The 16314-nt window shown below is 37.6% G+C and carries 12 protein-coding genes; 3 read left to right on the forward strand and 9 right to left on the reverse strand.

Translation table 11 applies throughout. The features are described from left to right. Positions 1–19 precede the first annotated feature (19 nt). Positions 20–613 carry a TetR/AcrR family transcriptional regulator gene (locus EXE10_RS02920; protein WP_130112297.1) on the reverse strand — a complete coding sequence of 198 codons (594 nt, stop codon included), beginning with the start codon at positions 611–613 and terminating at the stop codon, positions 20–22. Between the two features lie 250 nt (positions 614–863). Between EXE10_RS02920 and EXE10_RS02925 the strand changes: the two genes are divergently transcribed. Together EXE10_RS02925 and EXE10_RS22050 are read left to right on the forward strand one after the other, a co-directional pair. Then, on the forward strand, positions 864–2090 hold the full coding sequence (locus EXE10_RS02925) for an MFS transporter (RefSeq protein ID WP_068973935.1): 1227 nt from the start codon (positions 864–866) through the stop codon (positions 2088–2090). Beyond that, positions 2083–2217 (forward strand): hypothetical protein, encoded by a 135-nt coding sequence (locus EXE10_RS22050; RefSeq protein ID WP_264757108.1) that lies wholly within the window; start codon positions 2083–2085, stop codon positions 2215–2217. Before EXE10_RS02925 ends, EXE10_RS22050 begins: the two co-directional genes overlap by 8 nt. Positions 2218–2238: 21 nt before the next feature. Here EXE10_RS22050 and EXE10_RS02930 read toward each other — a convergent pair whose 3' ends face one another. Further along, positions 2239–3177, reverse strand: a complete 939-nt coding sequence (locus EXE10_RS02930) for a LysR substrate-binding domain-containing protein (protein WP_130112298.1) — start codon at positions 3175–3177, stop codon at positions 2239–2241. A 107-nt stretch (positions 3178–3284) separates the two neighbouring features. Between EXE10_RS02930 and EXE10_RS02935 the strand changes: the two genes are divergently transcribed. Continuing rightward, positions 3285–4151, forward strand: coding sequence for a pirin family protein (locus EXE10_RS02935; RefSeq protein WP_130112299.1), 867 nt, complete (start codon positions 3285–3287; stop codon positions 4149–4151). A 331-nt stretch (positions 4152–4482) separates the two neighbouring features. Here EXE10_RS02935 and EXE10_RS02940 read toward each other — a convergent pair whose 3' ends face one another. From EXE10_RS02940 to EXE10_RS02970, 7 genes are all read right to left on the reverse strand, one after another. After that, positions 4483–5373, reverse strand: coding sequence for a hypothetical protein (locus EXE10_RS02940; protein ID WP_130112300.1), 891 nt, complete (start codon positions 5371–5373; stop codon positions 4483–4485). 486 nt (positions 5374–5859) lie between these two features. Continuing rightward, entirely contained in the window at positions 5860–7104 is a 1245-nt protein-coding gene (locus EXE10_RS02945) for an NADH:flavin oxidoreductase/NADH oxidase family protein (protein WP_130112301.1), read from the reverse strand. A 134-nt stretch (positions 7105–7238) separates the two neighbouring features. Further along, on the reverse strand, positions 7239–8834 hold the full coding sequence (locus EXE10_RS02950) for an ATP-binding cassette domain-containing protein (protein ID WP_130112376.1): 1596 nt from the start codon (positions 8832–8834) through the stop codon (positions 7239–7241). Further along, a complete protein-coding gene (locus EXE10_RS02955) occupies positions 8806–9822 on the reverse strand; it encodes an ABC transporter permease (protein ID WP_130112302.1) in 1017 nt (338 codons plus the stop codon). Before EXE10_RS02955 ends, EXE10_RS02950 begins: the two co-directional genes overlap by 29 nt. After that, on the reverse strand, positions 9822–10892 hold the full coding sequence (locus EXE10_RS02960; protein ID WP_130112303.1) for a microcin C ABC transporter permease YejB: 1071 nt from the start codon (positions 10890–10892) through the stop codon (positions 9822–9824). The genes EXE10_RS02955 and EXE10_RS02960 overlap by 1 nt, the downstream gene beginning before the upstream one ends. A gap of 170 nt (positions 10893–11062) precedes the next feature. Next, complete coding sequence (locus EXE10_RS02965) at positions 11063–12907, reverse strand: extracellular solute-binding protein (RefSeq protein ID WP_130112304.1); 1845 nt, start codon at positions 12905–12907, stop codon at positions 11063–11065. A gap of 35 nt (positions 12908–12942) precedes the next feature. Next, the gene (locus EXE10_RS02970; RefSeq protein WP_130112305.1) at positions 12943–16233 is read right to left on the reverse strand and encodes a lytic transglycosylase; all 3291 of its coding nucleotides are present in this window, start codon (positions 16231–16233) and stop codon (positions 12943–12945) included. Positions 16234–16314 lie beyond the last annotated feature (81 nt).

Here is a 16314-nt window from a genome sequence, read left to right on the forward strand (position 1 = left end):
TATTACTGCGGAACATCCGTTATTCTGTCGTTTGAGATTGAATCAAAAAATCTTTGACTGTATCCAAAATATTCAACGCCAAATCATGGTCAACAGATCTAGCCAAAGTCAGTGCACCAGACAATAAACTGAGCTGAATAATCGCTTGTTCTGAAAGTTGAGTATTTTCATGCTTAGGATCATTTAATGTTGTTAAAATTTTTAATAAAGTTTCAACACCTTGATGAAATGTTTGCTTGACTGCCTTTCCCTCCTCTTCTCTTGCTACATCCATTGACAAAGAAGATAGAGGACAACTTTTTCCTGGATCTGCTAAATTTTTTTCAGATAAATATCGCGTAAAAATTAGATTAAGCGCCTCTTGTTCAGAACCTGTCTCCGCAATAATACTGTTCCACTTTTGTTCAGATTGCCGAAAAGTATCTTTGCAAGCAATGTCAATTAACTCATCTTTATTTTGAAAATGTTTATAAAAACCGCCATGTGTTAACCCAACAGCTTTCATAAGATCAGAAACACTCACAGAAAAACCTTTATCACGGATTAACTGAGAAGATATATTTTCAATATTTTTACGATTTTCTTGCGCTAATTGCTTTGAGACACGAGGCATAGTCACTATTCCCAATCAGAATTTCATTTACTCACTGAGCCAATCAGCTTGAGCCTGTACATTTTTCAAATAAAAAAATGTATTTTTATTATAGATTATGATTATAATCTATTTACTGTATTTTTGTATAATCAGTTTCAGAATTGCTCCATAAAATATTCCTACCTATTATTCAAAAACCATCAGTTGATTATCAACAATGTCTAAAAATGCTTAGTTTACAATGTATCAGTCACATAAAAGGTAATATATGGAAGCAACGCAACAACAGCAAAAATTTTCTAAGCCTTTGATCTATATGTTGATTGGCAGTGCATTTATTTTAGCACTTTCACTCGGTGTACGTCATGGCTTCGGGCTTTATTTAGTTCCAATGAGTCATGAGTTTGGTTGGAGTCATCAAGTATTCAGTTTAGCGATTGCTTTTCAAAACCTATTGTGGGGCGCTGTACAACCATTTACAGGCGCTTTGGCAGACAAGTACGGTAGTAAGAAAGTTGTTGCAGTCGGTGGTGTGCTCTACACCATTGGTCTATTACTGATGTCGATCAGTTCAAATGCTCTCCTGCTTGATTTTAGTGTTGGATTGATTATCGGTTTAGCATTATCAGCAACATCATTTTCTGTATTACTTTCCGCAGTTGGGCGAGCAGCTCATCCAAGTAAACGTAGTATGGCAATGGGGATCGCAAGTGCGGCAGGCTCTTTCGGTCAGTTCATCATGTTGCCAACAACCTTACTCCTAATTAAAAACTTTGGATGGTCTTCTGCACTCATCATCACTGCAATTCTCGTTGTATTGATTGTGCCTTTAGCGTGGATGTTAAAAGCACCGATGTATGTCGCTCCCAATGCAGTTAGTCAAGCAACTCGTCCAAACTTAAGTTTCAAAGAAATTCTAAAAATCGCATTTAATCATAAACCCTTTTTATGGCTTGCTTTGGGTTTCCTTGTATGTGGTTTCCAAGTGGTATTTTTGGGAATTCATTTACCTGGATATTTAATCGATCATGGTTTTGATGCTTCAACAGGAACTGTCTTCTTAGCACTGGTCGGGCTTTTTAATATCGTGGGAACTTATGCGGCTGGCTGGCTCGGTGATAAATATTCTAAACCACATCTACTCATGGGCTTATATGGCTTACGCGGTGTCGCCATCGTCGCATTTTTAATGCTACCCCTCAGTATTTGGACAGTCTATGCCTTCGGTATCGTGATGGGTATTTTATGGCTCTCCACAGTTCCGCTCACCAACGGGATTGTTGCCAATATGTTTGGAGTCAAATACCTGACCATGCTCAGTGGGATTGTGTTCTTTACCCATCAAGTAGGTTCTTTCTTTGGTGGCTGGCTTGGTGGTCTCAACCATGATATAACAGGGAACTACAATATCATTTGGGCGCTATCCATTGCGCTCAGTGTCCTTGGCGTGTTGGTACATTTCTTTGTTAACGAGGAGGCTGTCGTCGATGACTAATACATTTTCATGGCTAAAATGTAGCATCTGGATGGGGCTGATTCTACTTTTTGGATTGTCGATGCTGTTGTGGTTGAACACCCCTGAATTATTTGAATACTTCAATATGGCATTCTGCGCACATTAAATAATGTTATATGCCAGTGCCTTAATCATGTTTAGGGCACTGCTTGCTGATCTCGTCGAGATTTAATTGTTTAAATTGTTCAATTAAAAATTCTAAAAATTTACGTACCGCAGGCAACATCCCTAACCGAGACGTATACACCACATAAATCACGCCTTTAGGTAAATAATATTCAGGTAAAATTTCAATCATTTTTCCGTTTTTTAATTCCTCATAGACATAAACCTTCGGCAATGATGCAACACCAACCGCTTTTAACACGGCGGATTTCATCGCATGAAAATTGTCTGTGCGTAGTTTTGGATGATGTTCAATATCATGAAAAACATTCTGTTCAGTACGCTTTTGTAACATCCAAACTTGTTTCGGTGTTTGAAAACCAATACTTGGCAATTGCTTTAAATCATCCAAATGCGAAGGTTTGTTATAATGTTTGAATAGTTCTGGAGATGCCACCAAAACATGTTCCCATGCATCCAATTCACGAATGATTAATTCACTGTCTTCCAAAGGCGTACTTACCACGCGAATGGCTAAATCAATCCCCTCTTCAATCAAATCCACTCGACGATTGGTTGATAATAAATGAACTTGAACATCAGGATAGTGGTGCATATATTCTGCGACCATTTCCCCTACAGGCGTATTCACTAATGCTACGGGGCAAGACAATCGAATTAAACCTGAAGGTTCATTGCTCAAAGTATGCTGAATAAAGTTTTCGGCTTGATTGACATCATCTAAGATTTTTAAACAATGTTCATAGAACTGTTGTCCAACCTCAGTGACCGCAAATTTACGAGTATTACGCTGGATTAAACGAACCTCTAAACGACTTTCTAAGTCAGAAATACGGCGTGAAAGCTTAGATTTTGTAATACCCAACTCTTCACTGGCTTTGGTAAAGCCCTGATATTTCACAACTTGAACAAAATAGTAATAATCATTGAGATTCTGCATCATTGTTCCATTTTTAGAAAAATCTGTTGTCTAATTTACGCTGTAATCCTGCATTTATACCTCAATTAATACAATTAAGCGAAATAATAAATTTGAGGAATTAAAATATGAATGCAATTGAAAAAACCTATACCAGTAACCGTAGCACATGGGTAGGTGATGGTTTCCCGACCAACTCTATGTTACCTATGGAAGAAATGGGCAATCAAACCAGTCCGCTTTTGGTCATGGGTTATACTGAACAATATCTTTTCAGTCCTAGTGATGAACATCAACGTGGTGTTGGGATGCATCCACACCGTGGTTTTGAAACAGTGACCATAGTTTATGATGGCGAACTTGAACATCATGATTCTAAAGGCAATAGTGGCACGATTGGTAAAAATGAAGTGCAATGGATGACTGCGGGTCGTGGCATTATGCACGCAGAGTATCATTCCAAAAACTTTGCTCAAACAGGTGGAAATTTGGACATGATTCAGCTTTGGGTCAATCTACCAAGCCATGCCAAAATGACGGAGCCTCGTTATCAGGAATTAACTGAACAGAATATTCCTGAAATACAACTTGAACATGACCAAGGGATTATTCGTGTGATCTCAGGCACATATTCAAATGGTAATCGCACTGTTAAAGGTCCTGCACAGACTTTTAGCCCGATCAATTTATTGGATATTCGTCTAAATAAAGATGCCAAACAGCATTTTGAGTTAAATCCTACGTGGAATAACATCATCTTTGTTTTAAGTGGTGAAGTGAAAGTAGATGGTCAGATTTTCCACAACCTACAAACACTTTATTTAAATCATGATGTTGATCAGGTTGAAATTGAGTGTTTGCAAGATGCTAAGTTATTGATGATGAATGGTGAACCTTTGAATGAGCCTATTGTCGCGCATGGTCCATTTGTCATGAATACTCAGGCTGAGATTCAGCAGGCTTTTGTTGATTTTCAAAATGGCCAGTTTGCTTAAATATGAGTAAATCATTATTGAATTTCAGTAATGATCATAAATAGAAATCACAGTGATGTGGTTTCTATTCTTACAAAAGTGATTTATCAAAATTTAACTGTCTGATTGATAGACATCAATTCAGTGATCGCGGGATAATTCAAAAGCCTGCACGATCTTCATAACAAATCGTTTTTAAATCACTTGATCATGATTTATGTGAAACAATGAAATTTCATGTAAAAAGCCTAGTTTAAGAAAACTAGGCTTTTTTGTGGATTACAACTTATTGAAATAAAATAATTAACGTAACCGATTTCGCATAAGGTGTATTATGTTAATTTTAGAAATACTAATCAGAGGCTTTAGTTAAATCAAAAAGGAATTTTTCGCCATCTTCGTAAAAAATTGCTGATACAACCCTATAAACCTCTGTCTTAAGACCTTTAAACTCAAAAGGAATAATTTCATCATAAACGATGTCAAAAGAGGGTAATTTATGGGATGAAATCTTAATCATTTTATCTAAATATTCAATTGTTATCTGAGTACTTTTACTTAATTTATTCAGAAAATCTTTTTCAATAAAAAAACCATTTACTACAAATCCTGCTTTTGTTCCTTGAGAGTCAATTGAATAAGCCTTAGCAAAAGCCGTATTCATCTGAAATTCAGCTGGGTTATATAAGTAATTCTGTTTTAACATTTTTTCTGTAAATGGACTAATCTGTTCAGCATTATAATGGGATATAGAGTATCCAGTTTTTTCGTTATAAGAGTATTGGATTCTTTCTCCACCAGCTACGACTGTTCTAACACCTAATCTATATTTTTTTGTGATCGTCAAAAGATGATAATGAGCAATAAGTAGTTCCTCTACATATTTCGAAATGAAGATTCCATCTGTATGTTCTAAATTAGTTAAATCAACTGTTTTAGCAACCCCATCATTTATAATAAGAGTTGTTTCAAATGGAAATGGCGGTACGCCTATCCAAAATGGACTAGATAACCTCAAATAAACAGAACTTAATAATTTTAATAAATGCTGATCTTGTAATTCTCTAAGACTCCAACCAGCTTTTTCTAATTCAGATCCAAAGCCACATATATCAATCCAAGCAGCTACACAAGGTTGTGGGGTCAAATTATTATTTTGGGCATTCTCATACCATTCCATACTTTTTTTATACTCTGGATGGTCAGATGGGCTTTTCATAGGATTATCATCGACAGGATTCATAATAGACATGCAAATTTATAGGGAATTAATATTATCTATCTGTTATAAAAAACAATGAAGTAGCTACCAAAAATAATTCCATATTTAATATAAACAACGGTTACCCCCACTCCGAAATGAACTCAACTTACTCTAAGAGCAGTCGAATAACTCCTATTAAAGTATTGCAGATCTTCCTAATATTTTCGCTTCGGAGCCACGTATCTAGATCGTATCTACACAAAGGGTAATATTGCTTTCCCTTATAGACTGAGATTTCGATTTCACACACTGCTTCGATACACTACTAGATCTCAGTCTATTTAACATAATGGGCGTTATGCGAAATTGAATTTAAATAGTTTATATTTTTCAATAATTTATTTAATTTAAAAAACGTCACTCATCCTCAAAAAGAGCAACTCAGAAACAAGTCGCTTTCTTTTTGAGCAATTTTGATACATTTTGCAACTAAAAAATGGCTTTTGATTTTAATCCATCAATGTTTCAAGCCGACTTACGTGAATTGACACGACCTTGAATCACAGCTTTAACATTATTCTTGGCATAATTAAAGAATACTTTTAAAGGCGACAACTTAGGATTCGGTTTCTTCCCTTCACCAATCGCTTTGAATTGTGCTGCATACCAAAGAATTTCCATAATCGCCATTTTATCGACAAAAGGAATACCTGTTTTAATTTGCTCAACTGCATAACGTACATCACGCCCTGCAATAAGATTATTGGTTACATCGGTTTCAACAGCCAAAGGACGTGCAATTCCGATAAATTCACATGCCCCACTATCTAAAGCAGCATTCATGCCTTGTGCGGTACGGAAACCGCCTGTCACCATCAACGGACACTTCACTTCCTTACGAATTTTCTCAGCAAAATCGAGGAAATAAGCCTCGCGCGCAATCGTACTTTCCTTACGCTTATCAGCTTTCGCCCCTGCCATTGCAGGTGCTTCATACGTACCACCTGAAACTTCGATCAGGTCAATACCCGCTTCATCAATTGCTTTAAACACTTGAATCACTTCTTCTTCAGTGATGCCACCACGTTGGAAATCTGCCGAATTCAGTTTCACGGATACAATGAAATTTTCAGAAGTTTTGCCACGTACAGCTTTATAAATTTCTAATAAGAAACGCATACGATTTTCAATCGAACCACCCCATTGGTCAGTACGCTTATTGGTCAATGGTGAAAGGAATTGGCTAATCAAATAACCATGCGCACCGTGTAATTGCACACCTTCAAAACCTGCTTTTTCACAAATACGTGCTGACTCAGCAAAACGCTGAATTAAATCTAAAATTTCACTTTCTTCAAGTGCACGTGGTGTACCAAATGTAGAAGCCAATAATGGACTAAAAGGAACAGCCGACGGTGCAACAGTTTCCGCATTTAAACCACGCGGACACTGACGTCCTGGGTGTGAAAGCTGAATTAACTGTACCATTTTGTGCTTTTTACCGACATTTGCCCACTCAGTCAATTTTGCTAAATCACGTTCAGTTTCAACAACAACAACACCTGGCTCATTCTTGGCACGAAAATCCACCATGACATTACCAGTGATTGCACAACCTAAGCCACCTTTGCCCCAAGCATCGTACAAACCTAGATGTAAATGATTCGGTTGACCTGCATGATTGGCAAGTGCTTCACTCATTGCACCTTTGATGATGCGGTTTTTAAATGTGGTCTTTTTTATATCGAATGATTGTGCAAGATGGCTCATGATCAAATCTCTTTTTAGTGATTAGAGTTTTTACTCTAAATTAATATTATCCTAAATCAAGAGTAATTTTGACAATGCATTTTGTCAACTTTGTAAGTGAATATAAAAAAGAATATTGAGGAAATGACCCAGAATTAATATTGACTAGCTGCGATTAATCTTTTTGTATAATCGTTCAAAGGCTTATCAAATAAGGCTTGTGTATCCTGAAACTCAATCATTTTTGATTCTTTTAACACTAAAATTTTCTGACAAAGAGCTTTTACAACTTGTAAATCATGACTAATAAATAAATAACTGATTTGATAGTCACGTTGCAATTGGCGCAATAATTTTACAATTGTTCGTTGTGTCGTTCGATCTAATGCTGAAGTTGGTTCATCTAAAATCAGCAATCGTGGCTTTAATGCAACCGCTCGAGCCAATGCCACACGTTGTCGCTGCCCTCCTGACAATTCATGCGGATATTTTTGCTTCACTGTGATCGATAATTCAACTTTATTCAAAATTTCATTCATTTGAATAATAATATCTGATTCTTTTAATTTCTGAAGTTCCAAACCTTCACGGATAATCTGTTCAACAGTCATGCGAGGATTCAGACTACTATAAGGATCTTGAAATACGATCTGAAAACTGGAACGTAATGGGCGAAGTTTGCGTTGACTTAAACGATTTAAATCTTGATTGAGTAAGACAATATTCCCAGAGCTTTCAATCAATCTCGCAATTGCCAATGCTAATGAGGTTTTTCCAGAACCACTATCCCCAACAATTCCAATGGATTCTGCACGATGTAAACGTAAATTTATTGGTTCAACAGCAACGAAATACTCATTTTTTCGACTGAATATCCCCTGCTGAATCGGAAATTTAACCCCTACCCGATGCAAGGATAAAACCAAATGGTTTTCAGAATCTGACTTATTCGCTTCACCAAAATCTTGATTCAATAAAAACTTGGTATATTCAGCTTGAGGATTGTTAAAAATATTTTTAACCGCGCCTTTTTCTTCTACTTTCCCTTGATTCATCACGATCACATGGTTGGCATATTTACGCACTAAATTTAGATCATGACTCACTAAAATCATTGCCATATTGTGATTGAGAATAAGCAATTGTAATAAATTCAGTACTTGTGATTGAAGCGTTACATCGAGTGCTGTCGTTGGCTCATCAGCAATGATAATTTCGGGTTTCTGTGCCAATACCGAAGCAATTAGAACACGTTGTCTTTGCCCGCCAGATAACTCGTGTGGATAACGATCTAACTTTTCCTCGGGGTCATCCATTCCCACATCACAGAGTAAATCATAAACACGTTTTCTGACTTTATACTTAGACATTCCTTCTAAAAGCAAAGCTTCGCCTACAATTTTTTCAACTTTGTGCAAAGGGTTCAATGCTGTCATGGGCTCTTGGAAAATCATCCCAATTTTTTTACCCCGAATATTGAGTAAAGCATTGGAATCTAGATGTAAAAGATCTTGCTCATGGTAAACTGCTTGACCCGTGACTTTTAAATTTTCAGCAAGCAACCCCATCAGTGCCAAACCACTAATCGACTTCCCTGAGCCACTTTCCCCTACAATCGCGACCGTTTCACAGCGATGTAAATCAAAATTGAGGTTTTCCACCAATACCGTTTTTTGCTCATTTTCAATATGTAAATTTTGAACTGAGAGCAACAAATTTGGATCATTTTTGGCGTCTTGGATCGAATGCATCACGTGTTGCCTCCCCAATGTAGATCAATAATGAAAGCACCAAAGCCAAACTAAAAAAACCAGATAAAGCCAGCCACGGCGCGTTTAAATTATTTTTCCCTTGCAATAATAATTCACCTAGAGAAGCAGCATCTGGTGGTAAACCATAGCCTAAAAAATCCAAAGCTGTCAGTGCAGTGATATTTGCAGTAAACATAAAAGGAAGCTGCGACAAACTAGAACTTAAGACATTAGGAAGAATATGTCGGAACATAATCATCAGATCACTCACACCCAAAGCCCGTGCAGCACTGACATACTCTAACTTTCGGGCTTTTAAAAATTCGGCACGTACAATGCCAACTAAACCTGTCCAACCGAAAAGCAACATGATCAGAAATAACCAATAAATACTGGGTGTAAATATGCTGACGAGAATCATCACCATGAATAAAGTCGGTAATCCCCCCCAGACTTCTAATATTCTTTGACCGATTAAATCAACCCATCCACCGTAATAGCCCTGTATCGCACCAACGATGATTCCAATCACCGAAGCAAACAACGTTAAGACAAGTCCAAAGAGTAATGAAATACGTAGTCCATATAGAATACGTGCTAAAACATCACGCCCTTGATCATCTGTTCCTAACCAATTTTGTGTTGTCGGTGGCGATGGGACTGGTACGCTTAAATCCAAATTTGGCGTTTGATAGGAATAACGTAATATCGGCCAAATTGCCCAACCTCTTTCGTCAATGAGCTGCTGCACTACAGGATCACGATAATCTGCTTCAGTCTCAAATACACCACCAAAAGTTGTTTCCGGATAGACGTTAAATACTGGCGCGTAATAATGTTGATTATATTTCACCAATAATGGTTTCTCATTTGCGATTAACTCTGCTGAGAGAGAGAGCACAAAAAGAATGATAAATAAAATAAAAGAGAAGTACCCTAATCGATTGCTTTTAAATTTTTTTAACCGTGCGCGTAGGATCGGTGACATTATTTCGCACCTCGCGATTCAAAATCAATTCGAGGGTCAATCACACTATAAATCACATCACAAATCAGTCGTAAAACCAGCCCAAACAAAGTTAAAAAGAACAATGTCCCAAAAATAACAGGATAATCACGCTGTTGAATTGCTTCAAAACCAAGTAACCCGACTCCATCTAAATTAAAAATAATTTCGATGAGTAAATTGCCAACAAAAAATACGCCTACAATCACTTCAGGCAAACCTGCAAGAATCACCAATATTGCATTACGAAATACATGTCTATACAGCACATAATTTTGCCCAAATCCCTTAGCGCGTGCGGCTAAAACATATTGCCGTTCCATTTCTTCCATAAACGAGTATTTGGTCAGATAAGTCAAACTGGCAAAACCACCCAATACCATAGCCAGTAAAGGCAAAGTCATATGCCAGAAATAATCAAAAATTTTGCCCCATAAACTGAAACTTTGAAATTGTTCAGAAACAAAGCCTTGCAATGGAAACCATTGAAAATAAGAACCACCTGCAAAAAACACGATCAACAAAATTGCAAAAACAAAAGCAGGGATCGCATAACCGACTGCGAGCAGTAACGAGGTCGATTTATCAAACAATAAACCATGTTTTTTGGCTTTTTTAATTCCAAGTGGAATCGAAATCAGGTAAATCAGTAAGGTGCTCCATAAGCCCAATGAAATCGTGACTGGCATTTTTTCTAATAATAATTGCGTCACGGCTTTATCTTTAAAAAAACTGTTTCCAAAATCAAAAGTTAGATAGCTTTTTAACATTAAAAAAAATCGTTCATGCGCAGGTCGATCAAAGCCATATTGTGCTTTGATTTTATCGACCATCTCCTCACTTAATCCCTGAGCACCGCGGTATTCTTGACGATTGACTGAAGTAGATAATCCCGCCGTCGTTCCATCAACACCTTGAAAGTTTTCAGCTTGCTGAATCGCTTGTTCAACAGGGCCGCCTGGCGCAATTTGCGTAATCGCAAAATTGATCAATAACACAAAGAACAATGTTGGAATGATCAAAAATAATCTTTTGAGTATATATCTGCCCATTAAAACATTGTTCCTTATAACCTCATTACAGCACTGTATAATTGTATTATTTTATAACACCAATAATCCAATGATGCTGATTAATACCTATACACAATTATTCTTCTAAACATTGATTTATACAAATTTCATTGAAAAGCACCATGATTTTAAATCATCAACTTTTTAAATCACCTATTTTTTAAATAATGAGCCACTTTATTTGTTTGAGTAGAATCTGACCACCAATATTCTAAACCTAAAGATAACTTAGGTTTAATATCAGGTTGACGATACATATTCCAATAAGCATACCAATTTTGATCATTGCCATAGGTCAATATCTGGTAATAACCCGCTCTCAAAACACGATCTAAAGCACGCGTATGTAGTACCAATTGCTCTCTACTCGGTGCACGAATAATCTGCTGTATTAATTGATCCACAACAGGATTTTTAATGCCTGAATAATTATAATTGCCTATCTCGTCTGCCGCTTGACTCCCCCACATTTGCGCCTGTTCAGCCCCTGGGCTTAAAGACTGTGGCATATTCATCGGTGTCATTTGAAAATCTAAACGGCGCATGCGCTCCGTATATTGTGGCGTGTCCACTTGACGAATCGTCGTTTGGATGCCTAATTTTTTTAAATTGCGAATATATGGCAACAGTGTTCGTTGTATACCATCTTGATGAATTAAAAATTCAATTTGAATTGGATTCCCTTTACGATCTACCAATTGTGCGTTTTTAAACTGGTATCCTGATTTGAGTAAAATTGAACGTGCAATCAACAAATTTTGGCGATTAAAACCACTGGCATCAGAAACTGGATATTTCCAATTGCTCAACGTGCCTTGACGTTGTAGCGGATTAAGTTGGTGAAGATAAGGTTTGAGAATATCTAACTCTTTAGCACTCGGCGCACCAGTCGCTGCCAATTCACTATTTTGAAAATGGCTTTGCAGACGAATATTTTGACCATAGAGCAATGCTTTATTGATCCATTCAAAATCGTAGGCATAGGTTAAAGCTTGTCTAAAATGAATATCATTGAATGGCGCTTTTCGAGTATTAAAGACCAAACTTTGTGTGAGGGCTGGTGTTTCAATTTTCGCTGTGTATTTCTGTACCAAACCCGATTTAACTGCGGGGAATAGATATTCCGCGACCCAGTTCCGTGCATTTTTTTCTTGGTAAAAGCTATACTGTCCAGACTTGAATCCTTCAAATGCAATCTCAGGGCTTCGATAATAAACAAACTTCATTTGATCAAAATTATAGCGCCCACGATTTACCGCTAAATCTTTCCCCCAATAATTTGGATTTCGCTTATAACGAATACTCCGTCCCGCATCGATCTGATCAATCAAATAAGGTCCTGAACCTAAAATTGGTTGTAAAGTGACTTTGGTATAGTCTTTATTTTTCCAATCTGCTTTTGAATAAATCGCAATCCTAGCCAAAATCAGGGGCATATCTGGATTATGTTCAGATTTGAACGTCATTTTAACTTGGGTTTGAGATAAAACTTCGGTCTTGGCTAAGTCCGATAAATACATTTGGAAACCAAGATTGGCTTTGCTCTGAATCGTATCAAAAGTAAATTTAACATCTTCAGCGGTGACTGCTGTGCCATTACTAAAACGCGCTTTTGGATTTAAATGGAAAATCACAAAATTGGTTTTTTGTGGATCAAAAGTGACTTTCTCTGCCAATAATGGATAAAGCACGCCCGCCTCATCTAAAGAACTATCCATCAAAGTATCAAACAGATAGTTAATCCCTTCAGTTGAACTACCTTTACCATTCATACTATTGAGATTATCAAAAGTCCCTAAGCTGGAAGTGCTGATATAACCGCCTTTGGGGGCATTAATATTGGCATAAGGCATCGCCTGAAACTTGGCATAATGAGGTGTATTGTGAATGGCAAGATAAGCTGTTGTCTGCACAGCAGCATGCAAATGCATCGTTGCCATGCACAAGCCTAATGTAAGCCCGATTGGACTTACATAGATAGAATTTAGGTACATTCCCCTAATTTCCTTTATTTAGAATAAGCTGTTAATTAAAGGCTTGGAACTTTAATCACGCTACCAATACGCAAAGAAGCTGTAGGTTTAAGATTATTCATTTCCGCAAGTGCGCTTGAATCAATACCATATTTACTTGCAATACGAATCAAAGAGTCGCCACTTTTCACTTTGTAATCCGATACAGTTTTTGGAATACGAATGGTTTGTCCACGTTGTAAACCCGCACGCGATTTTAGATCATTTAAATCAGCCAATTCTTGCACAGACAAACCGACACGACTTGCAATCGCATTCAACGACTCACCTGATTTCACCGTATAACTTTCAGTGTCTTTACCTGTCAATTTTGCAACCGTTTTGGCAGATGCTTTGACATCTTCACGATCTTTTGCTTCTTTAATTTGATTGGTTTTCGCAGTTTCACCTTCTAGCTTCAAATGTTGACCAATATTCAAAGATGCATTACGCGATAAACCATTTAAATCAGCTAGATAAGAAAGCTGTAGCTTATATTTTCGTGCAACACTTGCCAAAGTTTCACCTGATTGCACGACATGTACATCTTTGCTTGCAGCTTGAGCTTTCACTTCATTTTTAGAATGTGCTTTATCTTTTACTGTTGGTTCAGGTGTACCTGTGAGTTTCAACTTTTGTCCAACAAATAAGCCCGATGTAGTGTTTAAACCGTTTAAATCTGCAACCTGACTGACTTGTAACCCATATTTATTGGCGACAGCGGTTAAGCTATCTCCTGCTTGAACAGTGTAACTGTCTGGTGTGGTACTTCCTTCTGGAATCTTAATCGTCTGTCCAACAAGTAAGCTTTTTGACGGAGAAATTTTATTCAACTCTGCCAATTCAGAAAGTGTTAACTTAGACTGAGTTGCAATACTGGATAATGTATCCCCACGCTGAACTTTATAATTTTCAGTCTTGTACTCAGTTTCAGCTTTCACATTTTTAAATTTACTTTGATCAACCACTTTAGATTCAAGTTTTGAATCAATTTCTTTTACTTCATTGACTGGTACATTAATTTTTTGACCAACATACAAACTCCTAGAAATATCGAGTCCAGGGGTTAAATCAGCAAGTTCATTTACAGATAAAGCATAACGATCAGCGATTACTTTTAAGTATTCACCGCGCTTAACTTGATAAGTCTTGGTTTTGATTTTGGCAACAGGTTTAGATGTATCTGCACGAACCACAGTTTTATTAATTTCAGACAATTTATCTTCAGCAGAATCTTTCAATTTCAACTTCTGCCCAACAAATAAATTACTACTCGTCGTCAAGTTATTGTAACTCGCCAATTGCGAAACAGATAAATCAAACTCGTTTGCAACACTGGTTAAACTGTCATTCGGTTTTACAACATAGGTTGTTGGTGCTGTATCTGTAGATTTTTTTGTAGGTGCATCAACTTGAGGTTTCGCATCATATAAATATAAAGTTGCGCCAACAAACAAAGTACCATTTGGATCAACTTGGTTCCATTTGGCAATATCTCGCCAATTCACACCATTTTTTAAGGCAATCGTCGCTAAAGTATCACCAGATAATACAGTGTAAGTACTACGTTTACCTTTTGGTGGTTCAACTACAACTTCGCTGTCAGTCTTTTTAAAGTTTTTATCTTTATTTAATTTTGCTTCTTCAGAATTGGCTGGCGTTGTATCCGCTAAACCTTTTGGATAAGCAAAACCAACCGTATTTTCCTTACCTTGTACATTGGCAACAGATTGACTGGTTTGAATTGCCGTTAACTTAATTTTGCCATCGTACGGATCTAAAACTTCCGTACCTTGCGGTGCAATGGCTTTAATCTCATTCACAACTTCTTCTTTCTCGGCTTGCGTTGCTTGAGGTTCTAAAACTTGTTTGACTGTTTCTTTCTCTCCTTCAGCTTTTACGGCTGCAAGAATTTGCGCTTTTTCATTGGCTGAAATTGGTGGTTCAATCGCAACTGGCTTGACATTCGTAGCAGGCGTCACTGCCACAGGAATACGTGGTGCGCTTGGAATGTCTGCATTGGTCGCAAATTTTGCTAAAGCATCAGCATTCGATGGTGTTGTTTTTAAAACACTTAACGGACTGGCTGAACTCGACGATGAATAAGATGTCGTTGGTTTAGGATTACTTGTTAAGACTGGTGGAACCGCTTTTGCAGGGGTAATAGATTGAGTAACACCAGAAACCGTTGTAGGAGACAAGGTTTGTGTTGCTGTCGATGGACTATTATTACTCGCCCATAAACCGCCATCATAGCTTGATTTAAGTGCTTTTAACTTACTGTCAATGGTTGGACTTAAATCAGCAGGAATTAATACACGTAAAGTACTATTTGGATCAACTGCTTCACCACGATGCCCTGGATTCAGTGCATACAGTTCAGCACGACTTAATCCAGTAATCGAGGCAATTTGATTCAATTGCACACCAGGTGGTACAGCCACTTCTCTAAAGTGTGGACGATTGGCAATTGGCGGTAAAGAAACACCATATTTAGAAGGACTTTTAATAATTTGCGCTACAGCCAAGAATCTTGGCACATAGTTCATTGTTTCTTGTGGTAAACGTAAAGACCAATAATCTGTAGGTAAACCCGCAGCTTGGTTACGGTTAATCGCTTGTTGAATACGACCTGGTCCTGCATTATAAGCAGCCAAAGCCAATTCCCAAGAGCCGAATTGATTGTATAAACTTCCTAAGAACTCATAGGCTGCACGGGTAGACTCAACTACGTCACGACGTCCGTCATATAAACTGGTCTGTCTTAATCCGTAAATTTTCCCTGTACTTGGAATAAACTGCCACATCCCCGCTGCTGCCGCACTACTCGTCGCAGCAGGGTCATAAGAACTTTCAATAATTGGCAATAAAGCTAATTCTGTTGGTAAACCACGACGTTCTGCTTCTTTTACAGTGTGGTATAAATAACGTGATGCACGCGCACTCACGCGGTCAATATAAGGTTGACGTGCAGCAAACCAACTCCGCTGTGCATCAATCCTCGGATCCCAGCGGTCTTCATTCATTTTAAAACCGACAGACATCCGTTTCCAAACATCACCATGCTTTAAGATCAGTAAACGATCACCCTCTACTGCACGCATATCTGTTGCAGAAAGTAAATCTTCGAGCGAATCTAAACTATTCGCATCCAACATTCCTGCGGTTGATGTTTGAACTTTTGACGATGTTGGCGTAGAAGAACACCCAGCAGTCAAACCTAGTGCCGCGAATGCAGATGTTAATAATGATAATTTAAAGAAAACAGACGCAGTAGGTTGCCACACCATTGTGGTAGGTTTAAACATAAGGGTTCCGAACAACATATTAGTAAATTATTTTATCTTTGCCATTTTAGTAGAGCTATACGCGCATACAAGGCAAAATTT

The sequence above is a fragment of the Acinetobacter sp. WCHAc060033 genome (genome assembly GCF_004209125.1).
Classification (GTDB): domain Bacteria; phylum Pseudomonadota; class Gammaproteobacteria; order Pseudomonadales; family Moraxellaceae; genus Acinetobacter; species Acinetobacter wuhouensis.

What these genes read in the sequence shown, in the direction of transcription:
- EXE10_RS02965 (WP_130112304.1), bottom strand. Translation starts at nt 12,907, where the DNA reads ATGTACCTAAATTCTATCTATGTAAGTCCAATCGGGCTTACATTAGGC.
- EXE10_RS02945 (WP_130112301.1), bottom strand. Translation starts at nt 7,104, where the DNA reads ATGAGCCATCTTGCACAATCATTCGATATAAAAAAGACCACATTTAAA.
- EXE10_RS02920 (WP_130112297.1), bottom strand. Translation starts at nt 613, where the DNA reads ATGCCTCGTGTCTCAAAGCAATTAGCGCAAGAAAATCGTAAAAATATT.
- EXE10_RS02950 (WP_130112376.1), bottom strand. Translation starts at nt 8,834, where the DNA reads ATGCATTCGATCCAAGACGCCAAAAATGATCCAAATTTGTTGCTCTCA.
- EXE10_RS02960 (WP_130112303.1), bottom strand. Translation starts at nt 10,892, where the DNA reads ATGGGCAGATATATACTCAAAAGATTATTTTTGATCATTCCAACATTG.
- EXE10_RS02930 (WP_130112298.1), bottom strand. Translation starts at nt 3,177, where the DNA reads ATGCAGAATCTCAATGATTATTACTATTTTGTTCAAGTTGTGAAATAT.
- EXE10_RS02970 (WP_130112305.1), bottom strand. Translation starts at nt 16,233, where the DNA reads ATGTTTAAACCTACCACAATGGTGTGGCAACCTACTGCGTCTGTTTTC.
- EXE10_RS02925 (WP_068973935.1), top strand. Translation starts at nt 864, where the DNA reads ATGGAAGCAACGCAACAACAGCAAAAATTTTCTAAGCCTTTGATCTAT.
- EXE10_RS02935 (WP_130112299.1), top strand. Translation starts at nt 3,285, where the DNA reads ATGAATGCAATTGAAAAAACCTATACCAGTAACCGTAGCACATGGGTA.
- EXE10_RS02940 (WP_130112300.1), bottom strand. Translation starts at nt 5,373, where the DNA reads ATGAATCCTGTCGATGATAATCCTATGAAAAGCCCATCTGACCATCCA.
- EXE10_RS22050 (WP_264757108.1), top strand. Translation starts at nt 2,083, where the DNA reads ATGACTAATACATTTTCATGGCTAAAATGTAGCATCTGGATGGGGCTG.
- EXE10_RS02955 (WP_130112302.1), bottom strand. Translation starts at nt 9,822, where the DNA reads ATGTCACCGATCCTACGCGCACGGTTAAAAAAATTTAAAAGCAATCGA.